Consider the following 26,158-nt stretch of genomic DNA (forward strand, 5'->3'; position numbering starts at 1 on the left):
CCGAAGAGAAAAGGTGAACTGACGGAGCGCGTTTTCCGGCCCCACCTCCGCGCCGCGCGCGCGCCGCGGCAGGTCAGCCCGAGCCGGTCTGGCCGGACGGGGCCCCGGGCAAAAGCCCGCTCGACGCGAGATCCCAGTAGTCGCTGACCCGCTGCAGCTTGTCGCCCCGGAAGACCAGGATCGAGGCGCCCCGCATCCGGAACCGCCTGCTCGTGGCGGGCAACCCCGCGAAATCGCCGGCGTGCGTGCCCGTGCCGATCCACTCGGCGGCGGCCGCCTCCTCCGTGGCGAAGCTGCAGGTCACCTCCATGCGAAGGTCCGGAAACGCTTTCATGGCGACCCTGGCGAACGCCGCGATCTCCTGCTTGCCGCGGGTCACGTGCTGCGTCGGTACGTCCTCGTAGATGCAATCGTCCGAGAGGAGGGACAGGAGCTCGTCCGGGGATCCCGAGCTCCACGCGTTCGCCCACCTCTCCACCAACGTGTGAATGCCCTTCATGCTGCCGCTCCTCGGGTTGTACCTGGAGCCCGCGCCGAGGCGCGGCCAGCCTCAGGGCTTGATTTTCGTCTCGAACGCGCGGGTGACCGCCGGCCTCGCCTTGATCGCCTGTTCCCAGCGCGCGAGGTGGGGGTTGGGCTCCAGCGACACCCCCATGCGCGCTGCCATCGAGACTCACGGGAAGGTGGCGATGTCCGCTATCGAGTAATCGCTGGCGAGGTGCTCGGACCCGGCGAGCTGCCCGTCGAGCACCTTGTAGAGGCGGTCCTGCTCCTTGCTCGTAGCGGCTGCGGTGTCCAGGGCCACGAGGAATTCGGGCGCGAGCGCGGCGGCTCCAGGGCGTCCCCATGGCGAAAGTAGGGCTAGGCCGGCGCGGCGCCGCGCTCCCCCGCCTCCGGCGGGTTCAGCGGGAGCTCCACCATGAACATCGCGCCCGCGCCCGGCTTGCTCTCCACCCGGATGGAGCCGCCGTGCGACGCCACGATCGAGCGTGCGATGTAGAGCCCGAGCCCGAGGCCGCCGAAGTTGCGCACCGACACCGCGCGCTCGAAGCGCTCGAAGATCCTGCCCTGATCGGCCTCCGCGATCCCGATTCCCTGATCCCGGACGACCAGCAGCGCGCGATCGGCCTGCCGCCGCAAGCCGACGAGAATAGGTCTGCCTGCGCCGTACTTCATCGCGTTCGACAGCAGGTTGATGACGACCTGCTCCAGGCGAGCCGGATCCCACTGCCCGACCACGGGCTCGTCCAGCTCGAGCTGCGTCCGGCAGCAGGATGCCGCGAGCTGCGGGCGCATCCGCTCGACGACCTCGCTCGCCAGCGCCGCCAGATCGACCTCCGCGCGCGCGAGCGCCAGCTGCCCGGCGTTCAGCCGCGTGACGTCGAGCAGCTCGTCGACCAGGCGCCCGAGCCGCGACGTCTGGCGGCCGAGGATCTGGAGCATCGCCTCGATCCGCTCCGCGGGGAGCTCCGCGAGCGAGCGGCGGCGCAGCAGGCGCTCGACCGCCTGCACCTGCATCTGCAGCGACGTTAGCGGGGTTTTGAGCTCGTGAGACGCGACGAGGAGGAACTCGTCCCGCCGCTGGATCGCCTCCTGGGCCTCGGTATACAGTCGGGCGTTGTCGAGCACGAGCGCCGCGCGGCACCCCAGCTCCTCGGCCAGCCGCAGCTCGGCGGGGCCATAACGGCGCTCGGGCGCGGTCGCCAGCAGGGTCATGACGCCGAAGTACCGGTCGCGCGCGGCCAGCGGAACCCGCAGGAACGCATGAACGCCGAGCTGCTCCCAGAGAGGCCTGACCCGCGGGTCGAGCGAACCCACCTGCTGGAGCAGCGGCGTGACGCGGCCCTCTTCGCCCTCGGCTCCGGCCGGCGACGCCTCCGCCAAGAGGCGCAGCGCGTTCTGCAGCGCTTCCAGCTGCTCGCCGGGCACCCCTGCCGTGACCGTCCAGCCCGGCGTCCTGCCCTCGAAGAGCACCTGGATGACGCACTGATCCGACAGCTCCGGCACCGGGAGCTGCGCCACGCTCTCGAACGTCGCGCCGTAGCCGAGGGCCATCAGCTTGCAGCTCGCCTCGGCCAGGAAGCGCACGGCCTGCTCGGTCCGCTTGCGCTCGGTGATGTCGGTGGAGATGCCGCCGATCGCGCGGGGCGCTGGCCCCTCGCCGAGCGGGAATTTGACCGACAGGAACGTGTGCGGCCCGTCCTCCAGCGGCACCGTCTCCTCCCACTCCATCGGCGCGCCCGCCTCGATCACCTTCCGGTCGTGGTCTTGGATGGCCTCGGCCATCGGAGCAGGGAAGAAAGCGGCGACAGTCCTTCCGAGGATCTTCTCGCTCGGCACGCCCAGGAGGTCGCCCACGTGCCGGTTGGCGAGCAGATGTCGGCCGTCGCGATCCTTGACGTAGATGGCCGCCGCCGAGTTGTCGACGACGGCCTGGAGCATCTCCTGGTTGGCCTTGAGCGCCTGTTGCGCTCGCCGCCGCTCGGCGTTCTCCTGCTCCAGCTCGGTATAGAGCAGGGCGTTCTCCAGCGAGATGGCTGATTGCGAGGCGAGTAGCTCGATGACGCTGAGCCGGCCGGGGGTGAAGGCGCCGGTGACGAGGTTGTTCTCCAGGTAGAGCAGGCCGATGAGCCGGGCCTCGCGCAGGATCGGCAGGCACAGCACCGATTTCGGGCGCTTGCGCCGGAAATACTCGTCCTCCAGGAAGGGGTGCCGGGCGGCGGCGTCGTCGAGCAGCACGCGCTCGTGGCTCCGGCGAACGTAGTTGAGGACGGACTGCGGCAGCGCGGCCGACTGCGCCTCGCCCGCATCGAGCAGCCGCACCGCGCCCCCTGGCGTCTCGATCGCCGCGGCCCACAGGCGATCTTCCCGGACCAGCACGACGCATCCCTCCTCGGCGCCCGCGTGCTCGACCACGACGCGAAGCAGCATCTCGAGCAGCCGCGGGAGCTTGAGCTCGCCGGAGATGCTCTGCGAGGCCTTGACCACCGGCAGGACGTCGAACTGCTCGGCCCGTACGGCGAAGGTGACGGTGGGGGCCATCGGCTTGCGCGGGGCGAGGTGGGAATAGCGCTGGTCGAGCTGCTCCACCTTGGCGTGGGCGCCCCACGTGAAGTAGCCGGCGCGTGCCTTCTGCAGGTGGGCGCCTTCTGACGTGGAGAGGCCGCGCGCGCGGTAGAACGCTGCGGCGAGCTCGCAGGCGATGGCCTCGTGCTGGACGAAGCCGCCCTCGCGCGCCGCCGCGATGGCCTGCTCGTAAAGCCCGATGGCCTCCAGGTCCTGCCCGCGGAGCCGGGCGATCTCGGCGCGGACCAGGGTGTGCTTGTGGAGGAAGTTGTCGGGGCCGCTCCTGGCCCACTCGCCGAGCTGCCGCTCGCACTCGAGCAGCCGCTCGGGGAGCTCCCGCTGCGGGGAGGGCCCCGCCTCGTGCGCCTCGTCGCAGAGGGCCGCGAGCGAGAGCGCGAGATAATAGAGGTTCTCGGCGCTGAGGGCGTGCGGCTCGGTCTTAAAGGAGTGCTCGGTGATCGCGCGGGTCGCCGCCGCGGACGCCTCCCTGGGAGAGCCGAGGACGAAGAGCGCCTGCGCCTTCAAGCTGTAATAGAGAGCGCGAGCCCCCTGCAGATCCTCCTCCTCCAGCTGCGCCTCGAAGGCCGGCGGATCCAGCTCGGATCCATCCAGCATCGAGAAGCGGACCGGCCTCCCTCGCAGCGCCTGGATCGTGGCGTGGCCGCCGAGGAGGACGCCGTGCGCGAACGCGTAACCGACCCTACGCACGAAGCCGAGGCGCTCTTCGACCTCGTGGAGCACGTCCTCCAGCGGCTCGCCGCAGAGCAGCGGGAACAGCGCGATCCAGAGGCAGTTGAAGCACGCGTGGATGAGATCGCCGGACTCGACCCCGGCGCTGAAGCCGGCGCGCGTGTACCGGTACGCCTCTCTGTAGTGGCGTGTCCAGAAGACGACGGTCTGTCCGAGGTAGCTGAACACCACCGATTTCGTGGTGAGAAGGCCGCTCCTGTCCGCCAGGTCGTGGCCGAGCTTGCCGAACAGATACCCCTCCTGATATCGCCCAAACCTCGAGCCGATCAGCCTCGCGAAGGCGGCGTATGCGTGCGCGGAGTGCTCGGCGTTGCCGTGGCGCAGGCTGAGCTGGACCATGCGCAGGACGACGAGAGAGAGCAGGCCCGCGTCCACGAAGAACGCAGGGGCGTTCATCGCCTGCAGCACGCCCATCGTGAGCTTGACCTCCGGGTGCGTCATGGGGGGCAGATGGATCAGGTCCTCGATGGCGCGGTCGCCCAGGGCCTGCCAGACGCCCTCGGTCTCCTCGTCAATCTGTGCGTCGGTGGGGTGGAGCGGCAGATCGATGTCGCAGGCGCGGAGCCACGAGAGCCCGATCTCCAACGCGCGGTTGCCTTGCCCGCGGGTCAGGTAGAAGGCGACGGCGAGCTTGACGGCGGCGGCCGTCTCGCGCCGGGTCCTCGCGCGCTCCATGAGCTCGTCCAGGAGCCGCTCGACCTCGTCGAAGCCGCCGGTGATGTACGCGACGTGCGCGCGCTCGAAGGTCAGGTCGTAGGTCAGCTCGTGCTGCGCCTCCCAAGAGTCCGACGCGAGCAGGGCGAGGCCCGCGGCGAAGAGCGCGGCGGCGGTCTGGAAGGCCGCGGCGGCCTTGGCTTTCCTGCCGGCGCGCAGGTTCAGCGCCGCGACCTCGTCCCGCTCCGCCCGGGAACGCAGGAGCGCGGCGCCGCGGTTGAGGTGGCCGACGACGTCGAAGAGCGCCTCGTCGCGCTCGTCCGCGCGCTGCGCCCTGAGGAGCAGCCGCCCGATCCCGAGGTGCATCTCGGCGAGCTGTCCCGCCGGGATGAGCGAGTAAGCGGCTTGCTGTACCCGGTCATGGAGGAATCGATAGGCGCCGCTCTGGCGGAGGAGCAGCCCCTCCCGCACGGCCTCCTCGAGCGCGTTGCGGAGCTCCGCCGCCGGACGGCCCGCGACCACCGCGAGGGTGTCGAGGTCCAGGCTGCTGCCGAGGCACGCAGCGAACTTGAGCGCGTCCCGCGCCGGGACCGAGAGCCGCTTGAGCTTGCCCGCCATCAGCTCGCCGACGTTGTCGGTGAACCCCTTGTCGCGGATCGCGGCGATGTCCCACCGCCACCTGGCCTCCTCCGCGTCGAAGGCGATGAGCCCCTCCTGGTGCAGCGCGATCAGGAACTGCAGCACGAAGAACGGGTTTCCGCCGGTCTTCTCGTAGACCAGCTGCGAGAGCGGCTCGACCTGCTCCGCGGGCGTGTGCGGCACGTGGACCGTCTCGGCGACGAGCGCCCCGACGTGGGCGGCCGAGAGCGGTTCGAGGACGAGCTCGGAGACGGCGGCGCCGCGCTTGCGCGCCTCGGCCAGCGTGAGCCGCAGCGGGTGCGCGGGGCCAACCTCGTTGTCGCGGTACGCGCCGATCAGCAAGAGATGCTCGGACCCGGCGTAGGTGGCGAGCTGCTCGAGCAACTGGAGGCTTCCCGCGTCGGCCCACTGCAGATCGTCGAGGAAGAGCGCCACGGGGTGGTCCTTCTGGGCGCATGCCGAGACGAAGCGCTGGAGCGTCGCGAGCAGCCGGCTCTGGGCCTCGGTGGGCGGAAGCTCGGGCACGGGCGGCTGGGGGCCGAGGAGCAGCCCGATCCCGGGGAGCACGTCGGCGAGCAGCCTCCCGTTCGGGCCGAGGGCCTCCCGGAAACGCTGTCTCCAGCGCTCGACCTGCTCCTCGCTCGCGCCGAGGATCTCCTGCACCAGCGTCCGGAACGCCTGATGGAAAGCGCTGTAGGGGACGTCCCTCGCGGTTTGATCGAACTTGCCGGAGAGGAAGAACCCCCGCTCCCTCACGATCGGCCGGTGCAGCTCGGCGACGAGCGACGACTTGCCGATGCCCGCGTAGCCCGACACGAGCACCAGCTCTGGCCGGCCCTGCGCCACCACCCGCTCGAACACGGCGAGCAGCGCCCCGACTTCGCGCTCGCGCCCGTACAGCCGCTGCGGGACCCGGAATCGGTCGGAGAGGTCGTGCTGGCCGAGCGGAAAGAGCTGAATGGCGCCGGTCGCCCCGAGCTGCGCGGAGCACTGGTCGAGGTCGTGCCGCAGGCCGAGCGCGCTCTGGTAACGCTCCTCGGCGGCCTTGGCGAGCAGCTTGAGCACGATCGCGGACAGGGCCGGGGGAATCGACGGGACGAGCGCGTGCGCCGGCGGCGGCTTCTGGGCGATGTGACAATGGATCCACTCGACAGGATCGCTCGCCCGGAACGGCAAGGTGCCCGTCAGCATCTCGTGGAAGGTGACACCGAGGGAGTACAGATCGGTCCGCTCGTCGATCCAGCGGTTCATCCGGCCCGTCTGCTCCGGGGCCATGTAGGCCAGGGTCCCCTCGATGAGCCCGACGTGCTCGAGATGCTGGAGCTCGCGGGGTATCCGGGACGCAATCCCGAGATCGGTGATCTTCACCTCGCCGGTGGCGGGGTTGAGGAGCACGTTCTGAGGCTTGATGTCCTTGTGGACGACGCCGTGTCGATGCAGCCCGGCGAGCGCCTCGACCAAGCGGACGGCGACAGGAAAGAAGCGCTCGAGCGGCATCGGCCCGTCCTGGAGCCGATCGAGCGACACGCCGCCGAAATCCTCCAGGACCAGCGCCGGCTGATCGCCGAGCGTCTCGAGCGCATAGGGCTTGATGATGGCCGTGGTCTCGAGCGCCCGGGCGATCTCGTACTCGTGATGCAGCCGCTCGAGGGCGCGAGGGCTCGCGTGATCGCGCCGGAGGACCTTGAGCACCACGGGAAGGCCGTCGTCTTCGCGCACACCCCGGTAAAGAAGGGTGTCAGAGCCCTCGCAGAGGACCTCAATGATGGCGTAACGGGACGACGCCCCGTGATCGGACCAGACGGGAATGGTGCCCACTGAAGCCCCACAATGGATAATGCGAGGCATGCCACCATGAGGGGCGCGCATCGCCATCGCGTTGAGCGGAAGAGGCACCGGCCATTATCGGTCCTCCTGCGGCCAGGGCCAGCGCGCTCCGCCCTACCTCGGCACCTCGGCGCGGCTACATCCGTCCGCCTCCCCGCTTTCATGGGGACTCTCGGCTCCGATCGGATCGGCGCTCTGCATAGGTCGCCGAACAGGTTGAAACCCGTCCAAATTCAACAGCTTGCGCCACCCGCTGCATCCGCCGGTGAGCGAGCTGAAAGCGTACGGGTACGGCAAGAAAAGAAACCGCAGGCGCTGCCTCATTGTCGGTGCTCTAGGCCGGCGCGGCGCCGCGCTCGTCCGCCTCCGGCGGGTTCACCGGGAGCTCCACGACGAACGTGGTGCCCGCGCCCGGCTTGCTCTCCACCCGGATGGAGCCGCCGTGCGACGCCACGATCGAGCGTGCGATGTAGAGCCCGAGGCCGAGACCGCCGAAGTTGCGCACCGACACCGCGCGCTCGAAGCGCTCGAAGATCCTGCCCTGATCGGCCTCCGCGATCCCGATCCCCTGATCCCGGACGACCAGCAGCGCGCGATCGGCCTGCCGCCGCGCGCCGACGAAGATAGGCCTGCCTGCGCCGTACTTCATCGCGTTCGACAGGAGGTTGAGGACGACCTGCTCCAAGCGATCCGGATCCCAGTGCCCGACCACGGGCCCTTCCAGATCGAGCTGCGTCCGGCAGTGGGACGCCGCGAGCTGCGGCCGCATCCGCTCGACGACCTCGCCCGCCAGCGCCGCCAGATCGACCTGCGCGCGCGCGAGCGTCAGCCGCCCGGCGTTCAGCCGCGTGACGTCGAGCAGCTCGTCGACCAGGCGCCCGAGCCGCGACGTCTGGCGGCCGAGGATCTGGAGCATCGCCTCGATCCGCTCCGCGGGGAGCTCCGCGAGCGAGCGGCGGCGCAGCAGGCGCTCGACCGCCTGCACCTGCATCTGCAGCGACGTCAGCGGGGTCTTGAGCTCGTGAGACGCGACGACGAGGAACTCGTCCCGCCGCTGGATCGCCTCCTGAGCCTCGGTATATAGTCGGGTGTTGTCGAGCACGAGCGCCGCGCGGCACCCCAGCTCCTCGGCCAGCCGCAGCTCGGCGGGGCCATAACGGCGCTCGGGCGCGGTCGCCAGCAGGGTCATGACGCCGAAGTACCGGTCCCGCGCGGCCAGCGGGACCCGCAGGAACGCATGAACGCCGAGCTGCTCCCAGAGAGGCCTGACCCGCGGGTCGAGCGAACCCACCTGCTGGAGCAGCGTCGTGACGCGGCCCTCTTCGCCCTCGGAGCCGGCCGGCGACGCCTCCGCCAGAACGCGCAGCGCGTTCTGCAGCGCGTCGAGCTGCTCGCCGGGAACCCCTGCCATGACCGTCCAGCCCGGCGTCCTGCCCTCGAAGAGCACCTCGATGACGCACTGATCCGACAGCTCCGGCACCGGGAGCTGCGCCACGCTCTCGAACGTCGCGCCGTAGCCCAGCGTCATCAGCTTGCAGCTCGCCTCGGCCAGGAAGCGCACGGCCTGCTCGGTCCGCTTGCGCTCGGTGATGTCGGTGGAGATGCCGCCGATCGCGCGGGGCGCTGGCCCCTCGCCGAGAGGGAATTTGACCGACAGGAACGTGTGCGGCCCGTCCTCCAGCGGCACCGTCTCCTCCCACTCCATCGGCGCGCCCGCCTCGATCACCTTCCGGTCGTGGTCTTGGATGGCCTCGGCCATCGGAGCAGGGAAGAAAGCGGCGACAGTCCTTCCGAGGATCTTCTCGCTCGGCACGCCCAGGAGGTTGCCCACGTGCCGGTTGGCGAGCAGATGTCGGCCGTCGCGATCCTTGACGTAGATGGCCGCCGCCGAGTTGTCGACGACGGCCTGGAGCATCTCCTGGTTGGCCTTGAGCGCCTGTTCCGCGCGCCGCCGCTCGGCGTTCTCCTGCTCCACCTCGGCATAGAGCAGGGCGTTCTCCAGCGAGATGGCCGACTGCGAGGCGAGCAGCTCGATGACGCTGAGCCGGCCGGGGGTGAAGGCGCCGGTGACGAGGTTGTTCTCCAGGTAGAGCAGGCCGATGAGCCGGGCCTCGCGCAGGATCGGCAGGCACAGCACCGATCTCGGGCGCTTGCGCCGGAAATACTCGTCCTCCATGAAGGGGTGCCGGGCCGCGGCGTCGTCGAGCAGCACGCGCTCGTGGCTCCGGCGAACGTAGTTGAGGACGGATTGCGGCAGCGCGGCCGCCGCGGCCTCGCCTGCATCGAGCAGCCGCACCGCGCCCCCAGCTGTCTCGATCGCCGCCGCGGTCGACAGGTGATCCTCCCGGAGCAGGAGCACATGTCCCTTCTCGGCGCCCGCGTGCTCGACCACGATGCGCAGCAGCGTCTCGAGCAGCCGCGGGAGCTTGAGCTCGCCGGAGATGCTCTGCGACGCCTTCACCACCGGCAGGACGTCGAACTGCTCGGCCCGTACGGCGAAGGTGACGGTGGGCGCGATCGGCTTGCGCTCGACGAGGTGGGGGTAGCGCTGGTCGAGCTGCTCCACCTTGGCGTGGGCGCCCCACGTGAAGTAGGCGGCGCGCGCCCTCTGCAGGTGGGCGCCTTCGGACGTGGACAGGCCGCGCGCGCGGTAGAACCCCGCGGCGAGCTCGCAGGCGATGGCCTCGTGCTGGACGAAGCCGCCCTCCCGCGCCGACGCGATGGCCTGCTCGTAGAGCCGGATGGCCTCCAGCTCGTGCCCCCGGAGCCGGGCGATCTCGGCGCGGACCAGGGTGTGCTTGTGCAGGAAGTTGTCGGGGCCGCTCCTGGCCCACTCGCCGAGCTGCCGCTCGCACTCGAGGAGCCGCTCGGGGAGCTCCCGCTGCGGGGAGGGCCCCGCCTCGTGCGCCTCGTCGCAGAGGGCCGCGAGCGCGAGCGCGAGATAATAGAAGTTCTCGGCGCTGAGGGCGTGCGGCTCGGTCCTAAAGGAGTGCTCGGTGATCGCGCGGGTCGCCGCCGCGGACGCCTCTCGGGGAGAGCCGAGCACGAAGAGCGCCTGGGCCTTCAAGCTGTAATGGAGGCTGCGGACGCGCTGCAGATCCCCCTCCTCCAGCTGCGCCTCGAAGGCCGGCGGATCCAGCTCGGATCCATCCAGCATCGAGAAGCGGACCGGCCTCCCGCGCAGCGTCTGGATCATGGCGTGGCCGCTGAGGAGGGCGATGTGCGCGAACGCGTAACCGGCCCTGCGCACGAAGCCGAGGCGCTCTTCGACCTCGTGGAGCACGTCCTCCAGCGGCTCGCCGCAGAGGAGCCGGAACACCGTGACCCAGAGGCAGCCGAAGCACGCGTTGTTCAGATCGCCGGACTCGACCGCGGCGCTGAAGCCGGCGCGCGCGTACGGATACGTCTCTCTGTAGTGGCGTGTCCAGAAGACGGTCTGTCCGAGGTAGCTGAACACCGCCGATTTCGTGGTGAGGAGGCCGCTCCTGTCCGCCAGGTCGCAGCCGAGCTTGCCGAACAGATACCCCTCCTTGTAGCGCCCGGACCTCGGGCCGATCAGCCTCGCGAAGGCGGCGTACGCGAGCGCGGAGGGCTCGGCGTTGCCGTGGCGCAGGCTGAGCTGGACCATGCGCAGGACCACCAAATAGTGCAGGTCCGGGTCCACGAAGACCGCTGGGAGGACCATACGCTGCAGCACGCCCATCGTGATCTCGATCTCTGGGTCCGTCATGGGGGGCAGATGGGATAGGTCCTCGATGGCGCGGTCGCCCAGGACCTGCCAGACGCTCTCGGTCTCCTCGTCAATCTGTGCGCCTGAGGGATGCAGCGGAAGATCGATGCCGCAGGCGCGGAGCCAGGAGAGCCCGATCTCCACCGCGCGTGCGTAGTGCCCGCGGGTCAGGTAGACGGCAAGGACGAGCTCGACGGCGGCGGCCGTCTCGCGCCGGGTCCTCGCGCGCTCCATGAGCTCTTCCAGGAGCCGCTCGGCCTCGTCGAAGCCGCCGGTGATGTACGCGACGTGCGCGCGCTCGAGCGTCAGGTCGTAGGTCAGCTCGTGTTGCGTCTCCCAAGAGGCCGGCGCGAGCAGCGAGAGGCCCGCGGCGAAGAGCGCGGCGGCGGACTCGAAGGCCGCGGCGGCCTTGGCCTTCCTGCCGGCGCGGAGGTTCAGCGCGGCGAGCTCGTCCCGCTCCGCCCGGGAACGCAGGAGCGCGGCGCCGCGGTTGAGGTGGCCGACGACGTCGAAGAGCGCCTCGTCGCGCTCGTCCGCGCGTTGCGCCCTGAGGAGCAGCCGCCCGATCCCCAGGTGCATCTCGGCGAGCTGTCCCGCCGGGATGAGTGAGTGAGCGGCTTGCTGTACCCGGTCATGGAGGAATCGATAGGCGCCGCTCTGGCGGAGGAGCAGCCCCTCCCGTACGGCCTCCTCGAGCGCGTTGCGGAGCTCCGCCGCCGGACGGCCCGCGACCACCGCGAGGGTGTCGAGGTCCAGGCTGCTGCCGAGGCACGCAGCGAACTTGAGCGCGTCCCGCGCCGGGACCGAGAGCCGCTTGAGCTTGCCCGCCATCAGCTCGCCGACGTTGTCGGTGAACCCCTTGTCGCGGATCGCGTCGATGTCCCACCGCCACCTGCCCTCCTCCGCGTCGAAGGCGATGAGCCCCTCCTGGTGCAGCGCGATCAGGAACTGGAGCACGAAGAACGGGTTTCCGCCGGTCTTCTCGTAGACCAGCCGCGAGAGCGGCTCGACCTCTGCTTCGGGCGCGTGGACCGTCTCGGCGACGAGCGCCGTGACGTGGGCGGCCGAGAGCGGCGCGAGGACGAGCTCGGAGACGGCGGCGCCGCGCTTCCGCGCCTCGGCCAGCGTGAGCCGCAGCGGGTGCGCGGGGCCGACCTCGTTGTCGCGGTATGCGCCGATCAGCAAGAGATGCTCGGACCCGGCGTAGGTGGCGAGCTGCTCGAGCAAGAGGAGGCTTCCCGCGTCGGCCCACTGCAGATCGTCGAGGAAGAGCGCCAGCGGGTGCTCCTTCTGGGCAGTCGCCGCGACGAAGCGCTGGAGCGTCGCGAGCAGCCGGCCCTGGGCCTCGGCGGGCGGCAGCTCGGGCACGGGCGGCTGCGGGCCGAGGAGCAGCTCGATCTCGGGGAGCACGTCGGCGAGCAGCCTCCCATTGGGGCCGAGGGCCTCCCGGAAACGCTGTCTCCAGCGCTCGACCTGCTCCTCGCTCGCGCAGAGGATCTCCTGCACCAGCGTCCGGAACGCCTGAAGGAAAGCGCGGTAGGGGACGTCCCTCGCGGTTTGATCGAACTTGCCGGAGAGGAAGAACCCCCGCTCCCTCACGATCGGCCGGTGCAGCTCGGCGACGAGCGACGATTTCCCGATGCCCGAGTACCCCGACACGAGCACGAGCTCTGGCCGGCCTTGCGCCACCACCCGCTCGAACACGGCGAGCAACGCCTCCACTTCGCGCTCGCGCCCGTACAGCCGCTGCGGCACCTGGAACCGGTCGGAGACGTCGCGCTCCCCGAGCGCGAAGGGCGGAATGGCGCCGCTCGTCCGCCACCGGGCGAAGCACTCGTCCAGATCGTGCCGCAGGCCCGCCGCGCTCTGGTAACGCTCCTCGGCGGCCTTGGAGAGCAGCTTGAGCACGACCGCGGACAGGAGCGGGGGAACCGAAGGGACGAGCGCGTGCGGGGCGACCGGCGTCTGGGCGATGTGGCAATGGACCCACGCGACGGGATCGCTGGCCCGGAACGGCAGAGCGCCCGCCAGCATCTCGTACAAGACGACGCCGAGGGAGTAGAGATCGGTCCGCTCGTCGATCCAGCGGTTCATCCGGCCTGTCTGCTCCGGGGCCATGTAGGCCAGGGTCCCCTCGATGAGCCCGACGTGCTCGAGATGCTGGAGCTCGCGGGGTATCCGGGACGCAATCCCCAGGTCGGTGATCTTCACCTCGCCGGTGGCGGGGTTGAGGAGCAGGTTCTGAGGCTTGATGTCCTTGTGGACGACGCCGTGTCGATGTAGCGCGCTGAGCGCCTCGACCAAGCGGACGGCGACGGGAAAGAAGTGCTCGAGCGGCATCGGCCCATCGAGGAGCCGATCGAGCGACACGCCGCCGAAATCCTCCAGGACCAGCGCCGGCTGATCGCCGAGCGTCTCGAGCGCATAGGGCTTGATGATGGCCGTGGTCTCGAGCGCCCGGGCGACCTCGTACTCGTGATGCAGCCGCTCGAGGGCGCGAGGGCTCGCGTGATCGCGCCGGAGGACTTTGAGCACCACGGGACGCCCGTCGCCCTCGCGTACACCCCGGTAAAGAAGGGTGTCTGAACCCTCGTAGAGGACCTCGATGATGGCGTAACGGGACGAAGCCCCTGGATCGGAGCAGACGGGAATGGTGGTGTCCACAGGAGCCCTGCTACGGGAATGTACGATGCATGCTGCCATGATCGGCGCGCATCGCCATCGCTTTGAGCGGGCGAGGCGGCCGGACATCATCCACTCCTCCGCGAACCCCCCAGCGCGCGCTACGCCCCACGCCGGCGCCACCCTGTCGAGGACATCGTGGCAGGACCTGCGCCACACGCTGGCTCGCGAACGCCGTCGCCGTCCGCCGCTCGACCGATCTCTCGTGCAGCAGCGCGCAGAAGCGCTCGATCGTCGTCTTCGTGGACGGTGCCCACTTCATCGCCCGGAGGATCAACGACAAGGTCGAAAACGCGGGCAGCGGCCCCCTCAATCCACCCATTCGGAACACGAAGTGGGGACCTTGATGATGCATAAGTGCCCAAGTCGAGACCAGAGTCCCCGCCCTCCCAGCCGTCGCCTCTCCACCCAGCCCCCGAGGGCACGCGACCTCCCGGCGGTCGCCTCCTCACCCAGCCCCTGAGAGCCCCCGGCTTCCCCGCCGTTGCCTCCCCGCCCCGCGCCGCAGGTTCCAGGCGTCTTTGCGACCGCCGCTCCGCCCACCGCCGAGAGTCTCCATCGTGCTGCCCGTTGCCTCCTCACCCGGCGGCGGCGACCCCATTCCCTCCCCGATCGGCCTCGACAGTCGACAGCCAGCCGACGCAGAAACATCGTGTCTTCATCTCCGGCCCTCCCGCCGATCTCCCGCCGCCCGAGGCGCCTGCCGCGCCTCGGGCAAGAAACCGACCCAGCGCGCGCTGGCGCCTCGCCAATACCACGTGCGATGTTGCCAGAATGCCCTCGACTCGAAGACAACCCAACCAGAAGCCGGAGACTCAGGCGAAGAAGCCCGGAACCAGCGTCAGGCAACCCTTCCTGACCGAGGACGCCGAGGTCGCGTTTCACCACTTCCGATCCATCGTGGCGCAAACCCCGGAGGACGATCTCGACCCCTGGACCGGCGATGCGCTGATCGTCCGGCTCAACGCGACCCGCGGCGTCGACGCGCTGAGACCCCACGAGGCCCGCCTCCGCGAGGCGCTCCCGCTGCTCCGGTTCGACGAGCTCCTGGAACAGGCACCGCGAGCGGCGAGGCAGAGCCCGCCGCGCCGCCCCCGGGCACGCCGCCCGCGACCGCGCCGGCCGCGCAGCCGATCGACCCCTGACGTCCCCCCGGCGACGCCCCGCCCCGTTCTGCGGTAGCCTCTCCCGGCCCTATGAGCGACCTCCGCCAGCCCGCCGAGACCAAGTACGAACATGAGCTCGCGGCACTCGCCGCCCACGACACGGCGCCGAGGCCGCCCGGGTGGCGCCTCTCGCCGAGGGCCGTCGAGACGTACATCCTCGGCAGCGACAAACCCGTCGGCGGCGTCGCGATCACCCCCAAGTACATCGGCGATCGCGCCCTCGTGCAGGTCGCCCTCGCGACCCTCGCCTCCGACCGCGCCCTCATGCTCGTCGGCGAGCCGGGCACCGCCAAGAGCTGGCTCTCCGAGCACCTCTCCGCCGCCATCAGCGGCACGAGCGCCCTCGTCGTCCAGGGCACCGCGGGCACCAGCGAGGAGCACGTCAAATACGGCTGGAACTACGCCCTGCTCCTCGCCGAAGGGCCCTCGCAGAAGGCGCTCGTGCCCTCGCCCATCCTCCGCGCCATGCGCGACGGGCGCTTCGCCCGCTTCGAGGAGATCACCCGCACCTCGTCGGAGATCCAGGACGCGCTCATCTCCATCCTGTCCGAGAAGCAGATCGCCGTCCCCGAGCTCGACCAGGTGGTCCCCGCGCAGCGCGGCTTCAACCTCATCGCCACCGCCAACACCCGCGACCGCGGCGTCAACGAGATGAGCGCCGCGCTCAAGCGCCGCTTCAACTTCATCACCGTCCCCGTCGTCGACGACCTCGAGCAGGAGATCCGCATCGTGCAGAAGCGCGAGGCCGAGCTCCGCGGCGACTACCAGGTCGGCGTCGAGCCGCCCGCCGAGCTCGCCAAGCTGCTCGTCACGCTCTTCCAGGAGCTCCGCGCCGGCGTCACCAAGGACGGCAAGACCAAGGTGAAGACCCCGGGCTCCGTCCTGTCGACCGCGGAGGCCATCAGCGTGCTCTTCAACAGCGGCATCCTCGCGCAGCACTTCGGCACCGGGAAGGTGACCGCCGACGACCTCTCCCGCTCGCTGCTCGGCGCCGTGAGCAAGGAGGGCGGCGACGACCTCAAGGCCGTCCGCGAGTACTGCGAGACCGTGGCCAAGGGCCGCGCAGGGCTCTGGAAGGAGTTCTACGCCTCCGCCAAGAAGCGCCTCGCGATCTGAAGGGACCCGATGGACCTCGACCGGCTCGCCGCCGTGCACCTCTTCCCGGTGCGCCACCACTCGCCGCGCTCCAGCGCGACGCTGCGCGCCTACCTCGACGAGGTGCGCCCGAAGGCGATCTTCGTCGAGGGCCCGAGCGACGCCACCCCGCTCCTCGAGGCGCTCGTCGACCCGAAGACCGTCCCGCCCGTGGCGATCCTCGGCTACCGCACCGACGGGGAGCCCGCGTCGTCCCTGTGGCCGTTCGCCGCCTACTCGCCCGAGTACGTCGCGGTGAAATGGGCCTTCGAGCACGGCGTGCGCGTCGAGCTCATCGACATCCCCGTCGGCACGACGCTCGCCCCCTTCGACGGCGCCCTGGTCGGCCACGACGACGCCGACGATCCTGGCGGCCACGAGCGCGAGATCGACGAGGACCGCGGCGGCGAGCACGGCGGACACGGCGAGCACGGCGAGCACGCGGACGACGGCGGCGCAGGGGACGGCGGCGACGGCGAGCCCGCCAGCGCGGAGGGGGAGCAGGAGAGCATCTATGCGGCGTGCGCGCGCGCCCGGGGCTTCCGCTCGTTCGAGGAGTTCTGGGAGGCCTCGTTCGAGGCGCCCCGCTACGATCCCGGGCCGTTCCGCGAGGCCCTGCTCGCGTACGCGGACCTCGTGCGCAGCGACGGGGACCGGCTGATCCACCGGGCGCGCGACGCGTACATGGCGCGGAGCATCCTCGAGCGCATGGGGCCGGACCTCGCCCCGAACGAGGTCGCGGCCGTGCTCGGCGCGGCGCACGCGGCGGCGTTCGCGGCGCGCGACGTCGATCCGGCGCTGGAGGCGCGGCTGCCGGCGCCGATCCCGTGCGCCGTGACGCTCATCCCGTTCAGCTTTCCGCGGCTCTCCGAGCAGCTCGGCTACGGCGCGGGCAACCGGGCGCCGCAGTATTACCAGCGCGCGCACGACGCGGGCGGCGACTTCCGGCGCGCCACCCTCGAGGTGCTGATCGACTTCACCGAGCACCTCCGCCTCCGCGGCTTCATGGCCTCGCTCGCCGACACCATCGAGGCCTTCCGCCTCGCGGTCTCGCTCGCCGAGCTCCGCGGCAAGGCGGAGCCCGGCCTCGACGAGGTGCGCGAGGCGACGATCGCCACGATGTGCCGCGGCGACGCCACGCACGTCGACGGCTTCCTCTGGCCGGCCGTCATCGGGCGCAACGTGGGCCGCGTCGGGGGCGGCATCGGGAAGAACTCGCTCCAGGAGGAGTTCTGGCGCGAGGTGCGCGAGCGCAGGCTCCCCGCCACCGACGCGCCCGAGTCGTTCCGGCTGTCGCTCACGAACGAGGTCGAGGTCGGGACGAGCGTGCTCCTGCACCGGCTCCGCATCGCGAAGATCCCTTACGCGGCGTACGCCGGCACCCGGGCGGCCGGGCGGGGCGGCGCGGGCGCTCGCGGGCAGCGGCGCGGGCCCTCGTCGACCACGGCGAGTGAGGTGCCGCCGGACGAGCTGCTCCGGCAGCTGAGCGAGACGTGGGAGGCGCAGTGGACGCCGGCGACCGACGTGGCGCTCGTCGAGAAGATCGTCCTCGGCGACACGCTGGAGCAGGTGGCGACGCGGCTGCTCGAGGAGGATCTCGCGGCGTGCCACACGACCGGCGAGGCCGCCGACGTGCTGCTGAACGCCGTGCTCGCGTCGAGCGCCCGCGCGGCGGCCTCGGCGCTCGACGCGTGCGACCGGTTCGCCGCGGGCGACAGCGATCTGCCGTCGCTCGCCCGGGCGTGCCGCGCCTTCGCGGGGCTCGCGTCGTTCGGGTCGTCGCGCTCGCTGTCGTCGCTCGGCGACGGGGTGATCGCGACGATGCTGGAGAAGACGTTCGCGCGCGCGGTCCTGCGCGTCCACGGCGGCTGCACGGGCAGCGACGAGGCGGTCGCCCCGGCCAAGGAGGCGCTGCGCACGCTGCACGACGTGGCCCTGTCGCAGCCGATCGTCGACCGCGCCGCGTGGTTCGAGGCGGCGCGGTCGCTCGTGGACAGCGACGCCGTGAACCCCACGGCGTCGGGCCTCGCGTGCGGGCTGCTCTACCTGGCGCAGGTCATCGATGACCGAGGGGACCGCGAAGGCGGATCCCCGAACCACGATGACGCGGTGGCGAGGATCGTCGGCCTGCGGCTCGGGAGCGCGGCCCCGCCCGAGGCCGCGGCGTCGTTCCTGGCCGGCTTCCTCGAGGTGAACGCGCTCGTGCTCGTGAAGAGCCGCCCCGTGGTCGAGGCGCTCGACGCGTTCCTCGGCGGCATCCTTCCCGAGCGCTTCAAGGACACGCTCCCGGTCCTGCGGCGCGCGTTCGCGGCGCTCGGCGCGACCGAGCGGCGGTACCTGCTCGAGAACGTGCTCGCCTCGCGGAAGCTCGGGGACAAGGCCCGCGCGGCGCAGGCGGTGCTGCTCGAGAAAGACCGCGAGAAGCTGAAGGAGATGAGCGAGGACCTGTCGCAGGCGATGGACGACCTCGACGACCTGCTCTGACGCCGGGCCGTGACCCCGGCGCGCCGCGCGCCGCCCTCGTCACGCGGCCGGCCGGCCAGCGGGGCTCGCTCGCCTCACTCTTGCCGGCCGGCCCGCGACCAACCGCCGACGTTGAGGTCCGGGTGCTGCGCCAGGAAGCTCTGCATGCCGGGCGGCGGGGACCCCCACGCTGCGAGGCGCGCCGGCGCCTTCTTGGCGGGCACCACCGCCGAGCGCGTGTAGGAGCTCCACGCGCCGTCGCCGCAGGCATAACACGCGGCGCGCGCGAGCTTCGCGGTCACCCGGAGCGCCCCCCGCGCGTCGTAGGCCGGCGCGATCTGCACGAGCTCCGGCGCATTCTCCTCTTGCCGGGCGGCCTCGGGGTCGGCCTCGTCCTCGTCGAGGAGCGCCTCGGCCTCGCCCAGCAGCGCCGGCACGCCGGACACCTCGGCGAGCAGGTTGACGATCGCCCCCTTGTCGGCGTCCCACACCGTGAACTCCACGCCCACGAAGCCGTGTGCGCCGCACGCGTAGCTGTACGTCCGCTCCTCGATGAACAGGTACGGCCCGACGCTCCCGATCGCCTCCGCCTCGTGCTGAATCACGTTGCTCCCGTCCGCGTCCGACGGCGCGATCACCTGCTGGCGCGCGCCCGTCCCGCGCAGCACGAGCTCCGCGCGGCTCGCGGTGCCCTCGCCCGGCTCCTGCGTCTCCTCGGGCCCGAACTCGCAGGCCGAGGTCTCCACCTTCACCTCGCGCACCTCCCAGCGCCACTCCCCTCGACCGGTCGCCACGACGATCCCCGGTTCCTCGCGGATCACCGCGCCTTCCTCGGTGAGGTGCCATGTCCGAGGCGGCCCATCGCCCGTGCGGCCCCAGACGAGAAGCTCCCCGCCGAGCGCGGCGTCCGCAGCGCCCTTGGACTCGGACGAACGCGGGGCAGGCGGGTGCGGGACGTCGAGGGCAACGGGAAGAGCCGACTGCGGGCGGGCGGCGCAGCCGGAGATCAGCGCAAGCAAAGCGATCGACGTGGCGAGTCGGGGGCGCGGCATGCCGGCCGGAGGAGCACGGCGCGTGCCGCAGAGCGCTGTCAGGAAAGGCCGCGCCGCGCAGGAGGCGGGTGTCTCCGCAGGCCCACACCGCGTGGCAGCCAGGAACCATCATGGCCCTTCAGAGGGCGGGATGGGTCGGCCACGTCGCCACGAACGCGCTCTCACCCGGTCAATGGCTCGCCGGGCGAGGACGATCCGCGCCCCAAAGCGAGAGCGATCGTGCTCGAGCAGTTCATCGAGCAGGGGCGCAAGCAGGGGATGGCGCAGGAACGATCGAGCTGTACGAAGCGCGGTTCGGCCCCATGCCGCCAGCGCTGCAGTCCGCCGTGGAAGCCATGCGCGACCTGCCGACGCTCCGGAGGTGGCACCTCTTCGAGCTCCGGCTCAACGGCTCCTACGAACCGCGCGAATACGTCGTACAGTACCAGGAGACCGACCTCCAGTTCGTGTCGCGCCTGGCGGAGCACCTCGGGATCTCCTTCTTCTTCGAGCACCAGAGCGGTCGCGACGTGATCGTCTTCACGGACGACAACAGTGGTTTTCACCCGATCGCGGGGGACGAGCACGTCCCGTTCTACGCTCGCGGCGATCGGATAGGCGTGCACCGGTTCGAGGGGACGACGCGCACGATCCCGAACCGGTACGTGGTCAAGGACTACAACTACAGGACGCCGCACCTGCCGCTCATGGCGACCGCCACCGTCTCCGGCGCGGCGGGCGGCGATATCGTCGAGTACGGGGCGCACTTCAAGACGCCGGACGAGGCGCAGCAGCTCGCCCGGATCCGCGCCGAGGAGCTCCGGGCGACGCGGCGCGTCTTCGCGGGGGCGAGCGACGTGCAGGTCCTCGGCGCCGGCGCGCGCTTCACGCTGGAGGGGCACCCGCGAGGGGACATGGAGCTCTTGCTCGTCGAGGTGCGCCATCGCCTGCAACAGGGGGCGCTCGGCACGGGGCACGAAGACGCGTATGCCAACGAGTTCCGGGCGATCCCTTTCAAGACGGCGTACAGGCCGCCTCGGGTCACGCCCAAGCCGCGGGTGCACGGGGTGATCACGGGCGTCGTCGAGGCGGCCGCGAAGAGCAAGTACGCCGAGGTCGACGAGACGGGCCGCTACCATGTGCGGTTCCTGTTCGACACGAGCGACGCGAAGGAGGGGCGAGCGTCGAGGCCGGTGCGCATGGCCCAGCCCCACGCGGGGCCGGGCTACGGGTTCCACTTCCCGCTGCGGAGCGGGGTGGAGGTGATCCTGACGTGCATCGACGGCGATCCGGACCGCCCGATCATCGCCGGCGCGGTGCCAAACCCGCAGACGCCGAGCACGGTGGAGGCGAAGAACGCCAAGCGGAACGTGATCAGGACGGGGGGGGGAACGAGATCAACATCGACGACACCGAGGGCGAAGAGCGCATCAAGATCTCGACGCCGTACGGGGGCGCCTGCCTCCAGCTGGGAGCGCCGAACACGCCGGAGTCCGGCGCCGCGATGACGACCACGGACGCCTACAGCCAGGTGGCCAGCGCGGGCATCAACACGGTCACCACCGTCATGAACTCGGTGGCCAGCACGATGTCGTTCTTCGCCGCGGCCAACATCACGAATTATGCGGGTGTGTCGAATGTCCTCGAGCTCACGGACAAGATCGAGAGCGTCGCAGGGAACCTCCTGGCGACGGCCAAGTCGGTGCTCGACCTTCCCAAGAAGTACGAGGCCACCGAGCAGACGAAGCTGGACGAGGAGGTCGTGCGGACCGAAGAGGCGGCGAAGCGGCTGGAGGAGGAAGCGGTCCTGTCCGGCGCGGCGCTCCCCTCGCCCCCTCCGATGGTCCAGGGCCCGGACGGGATCGAGCGCCCGATGACGCAGGAAGAGTGGAATGAACAGCTGGCGGTGTCCGATCAGCGCGTCCCTGTGGCGCGCGCGGCGGCGCAGAGCGCGAAGAAGGCCGCCGAGGCGAGGAAGAAGGCGTTCGAGGCCGATGAGACCAACGTGGCGCTGAAAGGAATCGGGAGCGCGGTCGACATCGCCACCGTCGGGCACGCTGCCATAAAGGGTGGGCGCTCACTCATCAGCAGCGCGTCCAAGCTGATGAAATCCACCGGGGACAAGTCGGCCGCGGCCGTGGCGAACGGGATGTCCGTCGGCGCGACCATGGCGGCGAGCCCGGGGCGTGTACCGAGCCCGGTGGCGCCCGTCATCTCGCCGAGCTGTACCAACGCCGCCCTCGGGACGTCGGCGGTCATCGGGCACGCGAACGCGTTCGTGTGCGGCGCCTCGAACGCCGTGCTCGCGTCGGGCGGCGGCACGGTCGTCACGGGAGCCGCGACCGCGGTCCTCAAATCTCCGGGTGCCGTCGAGATGGCGAGCGGCGTCAAAGCGTTCATCACATCGAGGCTGGTCGACATCCGGGCGACCGCCGCCATCGCCATGCAAGCGGCCATCATACGCATCGAAGCCGCCTCCAGGGCCCTTATCCAGGCGGAGGCTCTCGACATCCATGTCGAGAGCAACTTGGACGCGCGCGTCACCGGCAACACCAACATCAAATCGGGCGGCTCCGTGAGCATCAAGGGCGGCTCCGCGCTCGCAGGGGACGCGGCGAACGTCTCCTTTCATGGCACGAAGGAAGCTGAGCTCAAGTCGGGCGGTTGGTCCGCCACGCTGAAATCGGGGCAAGCGAGAATCGGCGGTCCGGCCTCCGGGTGCACGCTGACGAACGGCTCGGCTGTCCTCAAGTGTGGCTCGATGGTGACCTGCACGAAGGACAGCGTGAAGGTCGAGGCGCCCTCCGTGGAGCTCAAGGGAAGCGGGAGCATTCGACTGAACGGCGCGCGGATCGACCTCGGCTGAGCTGTCTGGAGGGTGGGCTCGGGTCCGCCGACGCTCAGTGGCGCTAGCATCGAGCCGTGGCCGGAGCTCACGGGCTCAAGGGTTGGGAGGCTTTCCACATGGCCCACAGAAAAATTGCCGAGCCCAAGATCACGACGAGGCCGAAGCGTATGCAACCGTGCCTTAGGAGGATGCGATTTCGCTCTCGCTTGAACTTCTCCACAGCCACTTTCTCTTTAATCACGGATTGATAGGCCACACGGGCTTGCTCCTCCTCGGCGCGAGCACGCGCCTGCTCCATCTCCAGCTTAATCTCCAGGTTCATCCTTTCCTCAGCCATGTCCGCTGCCCGCTGCACGGCCTGGTCCCGGGTCATCTTCCTCGGCCCGGGCTCCTTCTCGCCGTCGAATAGCAGCCTGCCCGCCGGATCGAACTTCCAGGCGATGCCCTCCTCGCTGAAGAGCCAGAAGGCCCCGTCAGGGCACACGGCGAGCCTCCTCTCCGACCAGAAAGAAGGGCCGTCTTCCGCCTCGAAGTCGATCTCGGCCTTCACGACGATGCTCGGCTCGCCTGTCGCGCTGACCCGCACGACGCGGCTGCACCCGAGCACGTAGGCGTTGCCCCGGAGGTCGGCGCCGAGCGCGAGCTCCTCGTGATCCATCTCCGGCCTGGGGAGCTCGACGCAGTAGACCTTCCGTCCGTCAGCGTCGAAGCGGGCGAGCGCGCCGCCGGGTGACTCATCCACCATGTAGAGCGAGCCGTCCGGCCCGCAATGCAAGGTATGGGCCGTGCCCCCCAGGTGCACCGGACGATCGCGCAGACCCTTCAAATCGTAGATCGAGGCGTCGCTCTGCAGAGCGCTGCTCGCCCACACGGGGACCTCCACGCCGTTCGCCGCGATCCGCCGGAGCTTGCCATCCGCGCAGATCAGCAGCGAGCCGTCGCGATCGCAGGTCAACAGACCGCGCGCACGCCGATCGGCGTCGGGCACGAGCGCCGCGGCGGCTGGATCCTCGACGGGCGCGCCGGTCGTAAGAGAGAGCCAGAGCGGCGGCGAGCGTCGTGCGCCGATCACGAGGAGCCTGTCCTTCGAGCAGTGCAGGGAGCGCGCGGCTCCCGGAAGATCGCGTCGCACCCAGCGTACGTTCAGCGACGGATCGATCGACCACAGGACATGCTCGACCTCCTCGTTCACACATCCGCTCGCGTCGCAGTGCCAGCGCGACTGCGAGGCCGCGCAGTACAGGTTCCCCTCTGTGTCGACCGCCACCTCCGGAAGGCCTTTCCAGTCGAACAGCCCCGCGGCGACGGCAGGGGCACGCTCGCTGCCCGGAGGATCGAAGCAGAGGACCCAGGGCGTGGCCGCCTGGCTTGCCCCTGAGCCCACGCGCTCGCCAGGAACGCTCACGCTCGCGCCGCAGAGCTTGCAGGCGCACGTTCGGTTCACCCCGTCGAGCTCGACCGTCGCACCGCAGCGCGGACACGGGAACGTCGCCGCGTCGATCTGGAGCTCAGGCGGCAGCGCGCGCCGATCCGGCTCCTCGCCCACGAGGTGCGTGACGCTCGGGAGCGCGCCCGCGACCTCCGCGGGCACCGCCCTCACCCAGATCCGCCTGGCGCAGCGGGCGCAGCGGATCAGCGCCTGCGCTCGCACCTCCTGGACGCTCGCCACGGGGATCGCCGTCTCGCAGCCATGGCACGCGGGTACGGCCCGCGCGTAGACGACCGACAGATCGCCCGCCGAGCTGCGGCGCTCCTCGTTCAGCGCCAGCTTCGGGCCATCGTGGATCGCGTCGCGGAGGAGCCCCGACCAAAGGCCGCCGTCGATCGCCGTCGACCTGCCGCAGCGCGGGCAGCCCACCTCGCGGGCGAGCCTGTTGACCGGCACCCGAGCGCGGCAGGCGCCGCACTTCGTCTCCACCTTCACCGCGACGCCGACCATGGCCCTTCTCTCCTCTCGACGCGTGATCGCGGAGCCATCGGCTTCACGCCCCGTCGCGCCGCTCTCCTCGTACCCCGCACCCGAGCTCCCTATCCTACCGCCGTGCAGCTCGCATGCGCGATGCTCGCGAGCGCGCCATTCGGCTGCCCCGTCGACCCGGCGCGACGATGCGCGCCCGCAGGCCCAGAAAAAACCTCTTCACCCACTCCCCCAGCGGCGCGGAGGACGACCTACGCACAAAACAAGCACGCAAGACCGCACAGCACGTGAGCGTTATCGCGTGCTGTTTGCGCTCGCAGCGAGTCATCGAAGCGCTCCGCCGGTTGCCGGAGGACGCGCCGGAGCGCGCCATCGCGCTCGGCCCTCTGCCATGCTTCCGAGCGGCGCTCGTCGAGCCCGGACCGGCGACGCCCGAGGAAGAGGAGGCGCTCGTCCTGAGCTACACCCGGGTCGCCAAGCGGCCGCGACCGGAAGCGATAAGCTGCTCACCGCCCTCGCGCAGGGGGCCCTCCGGCCTCGCCCAGCCCCGCGACCGGCTCACACGCGACGGCGCGCTCGATGGCGGCGCGAAGCCAGCTGTGGCCCTCGTCGCCCTCGGAGCGTTCCGGCCAGACGAGCGTCAAGGTGTAGCCCCTCGCCTCGAGCGGACACGGCCGCACCACGAGATCGAGCTTCCGGGCCAGCGCCACGGCGACCCGCGCGGACACGGTGAGCAGCAGGTCAGAGCCGGAGAGGATGAACGGAGCGACGAGGAAATGCGACACGGTGAGGGTCACCCGACGACGCAGCCCCCGCGCCGCCAGCTCCTGATCGATGACGTTGTGGTCCTCTCCGTGCGGCGAGATCATCAGGTGCTCGCAGGCAGCGTAGCGCGCCGCCGTGAGCGCCTTCCGGGAGGCCGGGTGGCCCCGCCGCATCAGACAGACGAGCTGCTCGGCCGCGAGCTGCGTGGACCGGCATCCGTCGGGCACCGGCCCGCCGCGCCCCAGCTTGGCGTCGAGCTCGCCGCGGCGCAGGAGCTCGGCGAAATCCGGCGGGATGTTGCGGCACCGCAGGTTGACGTGCGGCGCCTCGGCGGCGAGGATCCTGGTCAACGGCGGGAGCACGAGCAGCTCCAGGTTGTCGGTCGCGACGAGCCGGAACGTGCGGGTCGAGCGCCTCGGGTCGAACCGCTCCGCCTGACCGAAGACCTGCTCGAGCCGCTCGACGGCCTCGGCTGTTCTCGGCAAGAGGTCCCGCGCGCGCTCGCTCAACGTCATCTGCCGGCCCACCTGCACGAGCAACGGATCCCCGAAATGGGCGCGCAGCCGTGAAAGCGCGTGGCTCATCGAGGGCTGCGTCACGCCCACCCGGCGCGCAGCGCGCGTGACGCTCCTCTCCTGGAGCAGAGCGTGCAAGGCCACGACAAGGTGGGTGTCCACCGACTGCAGACGCATGGTCGATGGATACCACGCCGACCCATAGACATCACCTATGTGTTGGCGCGCCCGCTATCGATTCGACGATCGATCCGCCGGCACGTATCTCTGGTCTCCGGAGGGCTCGTGCCGCCGCACAGAGAGAGCCCCCGGGCCCCAACCCAGGAAGCTGCCATGATCATCGAGTACATTCGCTACACGATCCCCGCCGAGCAAGAGCAGGCGTTCCTGTCCGCTTATCGCGCTGCGGCCACGGAGCTGCGCGGCTCCGTGCATTGCCTCGACTATGAGATCTCCCGATGCACCGAGGAGCCGGCGAGCTTCGTCGTCCGCATCCGCTGGGACTCGCTGGAAGGCCACCTCCAGGGGTTTCGCAAGGAGGCGTCGTTCCCGTCATTCTTCGCCAAGGTGAAGCCCTTCTACGCGTGCATCCAGGAGATGAGGCACTATGCCTTGACCGACGTCGCCGGCGCGGGGGGCCGCCCTGGCGGCTGAACGAGCGCGCGTACGACGCGGGCTCCCCTGGTTTCGCGCAGGCCATCGTGCGATGCTCGGTTGATGACGCGGAAGATCGCATCGGCCCAGGCGCTCGCTCTCGGACGGTCGCTCTCGCTTCTTCTGCTTTTCGTTCACTGCACGAGCACGCCGAGCCCGACGACCTCGGCCGCGACCCCGGACGCTCCGCCCGGCCGAGGGCCTGGCGCGATCGCGGAGCGCGGGCCCGGCCCGGAGGCGGCCCCCGAGCAGGGGCCGGCCCGAGGGCCCGAGCCCGCGACCGGCGGCGCGCCGACGTCCGATCCCGACCAGAGCC

General features: G+C 70.7%; 13 protein-coding genes. 6 read left to right on the forward strand and 7 right to left on the reverse strand.

Annotation, left to right across the window (positions count from 1 at the left end):
• Positions 1 to 73 precede the first annotated feature (73 nt).
• The 4 genes from WME73_RS43320 to WME73_RS43335 form a co-directional block, all read right to left on the reverse strand.
• Positions 74 to 499 carry an ester cyclase gene (locus tag WME73_RS43320; RefSeq protein ID WP_437913404.1) on the reverse strand — a complete coding sequence of 142 codons (426 nt, stop codon included), beginning with the start codon at positions 497 to 499 and terminating at the stop codon, positions 74 to 76.
• 174 nt (positions 500 to 673) lie between these two features.
• On the reverse strand, positions 674 to 805 hold the full coding sequence (locus tag WME73_RS43325) for a hypothetical protein (RefSeq protein WP_437742125.1): 132 nt from the start codon (positions 803 to 805) through the stop codon (positions 674 to 676).
• Between the two features lie 56 nt (positions 806 to 861).
• Positions 862 to 6,927 (reverse strand): AAA family ATPase, encoded by a 6,066-nt coding sequence (locus WME73_RS43330; RefSeq protein ID WP_437913405.1) that lies wholly within the window; start codon positions 6,925 to 6,927, stop codon positions 862 to 864.
• Positions 6,928 to 7,270: 343 nt separating this feature from the next.
• Positions 7,271 to 13,330, reverse strand: coding sequence for an AAA family ATPase (locus WME73_RS43335; RefSeq protein ID WP_437913406.1), 6,060 nt, complete (start codon positions 13,328 to 13,330; stop codon positions 7,271 to 7,273).
• Positions 13,331 to 14,122: 792 nt separating this feature from the next.
• Here WME73_RS43335 and WME73_RS43340 point away from each other — a divergent pair.
• Genes WME73_RS43340 through WME73_RS43350 form a run of 3 tightly spaced genes read left to right on the forward strand, consistent with a single transcriptional unit; the run spans position 14,123 to position 18,132 of the window.
• Positions 14,123 to 14,530: a hypothetical protein gene (locus WME73_RS43340; protein ID WP_437913407.1), complete on the forward strand. Its 408-nt coding sequence runs from the start codon at positions 14,123 to 14,125 to the stop codon at positions 14,528 to 14,530.
• 14 nt (positions 14,531 to 14,544) lie between these two features.
• The gene (locus WME73_RS43345) at positions 14,545 to 15,630 is read left to right on the forward strand and encodes an ATP-binding protein (RefSeq protein WP_437913408.1); all 1,086 of its coding nucleotides are present in this window, start codon (positions 14,545 to 14,547) and stop codon (positions 15,628 to 15,630) included.
• Between the two features lie 9 nt (positions 15,631 to 15,639).
• Entirely contained in the window at positions 15,640 to 18,132 is a 2,493-nt protein-coding gene (locus WME73_RS43350) for a DUF5682 family protein (protein WP_437913409.1), read from the forward strand.
• Between the two features lie 74 nt (positions 18,133 to 18,206).
• Here WME73_RS43350 and WME73_RS43355 read toward each other — a convergent pair whose 3' ends face one another.
• Positions 18,207 to 19,163, reverse strand: a complete 957-nt coding sequence (locus WME73_RS43355; protein WP_437913410.1) for a hypothetical protein — start codon at positions 19,161 to 19,163, stop codon at positions 18,207 to 18,209.
• Positions 19,164 to 19,465: 302 nt separating this feature from the next.
• Between WME73_RS43355 and WME73_RS43360 the strand changes: the two genes are divergently transcribed.
• Entirely contained in the window at positions 19,466 to 20,650 is a 1,185-nt protein-coding gene (locus WME73_RS43360; RefSeq protein WP_437913411.1) for a type VI secretion system Vgr family protein, read from the forward strand.
• Positions 20,647 to 22,008 carry a hypothetical protein gene (locus WME73_RS43365; RefSeq protein ID WP_437913412.1) on the forward strand — a complete coding sequence of 454 codons (1,362 nt, stop codon included), beginning with the start codon at positions 20,647 to 20,649 and terminating at the stop codon, positions 22,006 to 22,008. Before WME73_RS43360 ends, WME73_RS43365 begins: the two co-directional genes overlap by 4 nt.
• A gap of 67 nt (positions 22,009 to 22,075) precedes the next feature.
• Here the strand turns inward: WME73_RS43365 and WME73_RS43370 are convergent, their stop codons facing one another.
• Both WME73_RS43370 and WME73_RS43375 read right to left on the reverse strand, forming a co-directional pair.
• A complete protein-coding gene (locus WME73_RS43370) occupies positions 22,076 to 23,929 on the reverse strand; it encodes a hypothetical protein (protein WP_437913413.1) in 1,854 nt (617 codons plus the stop codon).
• A 485-nt stretch (positions 23,930 to 24,414) separates the two neighbouring features.
• The gene (locus WME73_RS43375) at positions 24,415 to 25,365 is read right to left on the reverse strand and encodes a LysR family transcriptional regulator (RefSeq protein ID WP_437742136.1); all 951 of its coding nucleotides are present in this window, start codon (positions 25,363 to 25,365) and stop codon (positions 24,415 to 24,417) included.
• A gap of 156 nt (positions 25,366 to 25,521) precedes the next feature.
• Between WME73_RS43375 and WME73_RS43380 the strand changes: the two genes are divergently transcribed.
• Positions 25,522 to 25,842, forward strand: a complete 321-nt coding sequence (locus WME73_RS43380) for a putative quinol monooxygenase (RefSeq protein ID WP_437742137.1) — start codon at positions 25,522 to 25,524, stop codon at positions 25,840 to 25,842.
• Positions 25,843 to 26,158 lie beyond the last annotated feature (316 nt).

This window comes from Sorangium sp. So ce302 (assembly GCF_051530145.1).
GTDB classification, from domain to species: domain Bacteria; phylum Myxococcota_A; class Polyangia; order Polyangiales; family Polyangiaceae; genus Sorangium; species Sorangium cellulosum_B.

What these genes read in the sequence shown, in the direction of transcription:
- WME73_RS43375 (WP_437742136.1), bottom strand. Translation starts at nt 25,365, where the DNA reads ATGCGTCTGCAGTCGGTGGACACCCACCTTGTCGTGGCCTTGCACGCT.
- WME73_RS43350 (WP_437913409.1), top strand. Translation starts at nt 15,640, where the DNA reads ATGGACCTCGACCGGCTCGCCGCCGTGCACCTCTTCCCGGTGCGCCAC.
- WME73_RS43355 (WP_437913410.1), bottom strand. Translation starts at nt 19,163, where the DNA reads ATGCCGCGCCCCCGACTCGCCACGTCGATCGCTTTGCTTGCGCTGATC.
- WME73_RS43365 (WP_437913412.1), top strand. Translation starts at nt 20,647, where the DNA reads ATGACGACCACGGACGCCTACAGCCAGGTGGCCAGCGCGGGCATCAAC.
- WME73_RS43380 (WP_437742137.1), top strand. Translation starts at nt 25,522, where the DNA reads ATGATCATCGAGTACATTCGCTACACGATCCCCGCCGAGCAAGAGCAG.
- WME73_RS43345 (WP_437913408.1), top strand. Translation starts at nt 14,545, where the DNA reads ATGAGCGACCTCCGCCAGCCCGCCGAGACCAAGTACGAACATGAGCTC.
- WME73_RS43360 (WP_437913411.1), top strand. Translation starts at nt 19,466, where the DNA reads ATGCCGCCAGCGCTGCAGTCCGCCGTGGAAGCCATGCGCGACCTGCCG.
- WME73_RS43340 (WP_437913407.1), top strand. Translation starts at nt 14,123, where the DNA reads ATGCCCTCGACTCGAAGACAACCCAACCAGAAGCCGGAGACTCAGGCG.
- WME73_RS43320 (WP_437913404.1), bottom strand. Translation starts at nt 499, where the DNA reads ATGAAGGGCATTCACACGTTGGTGGAGAGGTGGGCGAACGCGTGGAGC.
- WME73_RS43370 (WP_437913413.1), bottom strand. Translation starts at nt 23,929, where the DNA reads ATGGTCGGCGTCGCGGTGAAGGTGGAGACGAAGTGCGGCGCCTGCCGC.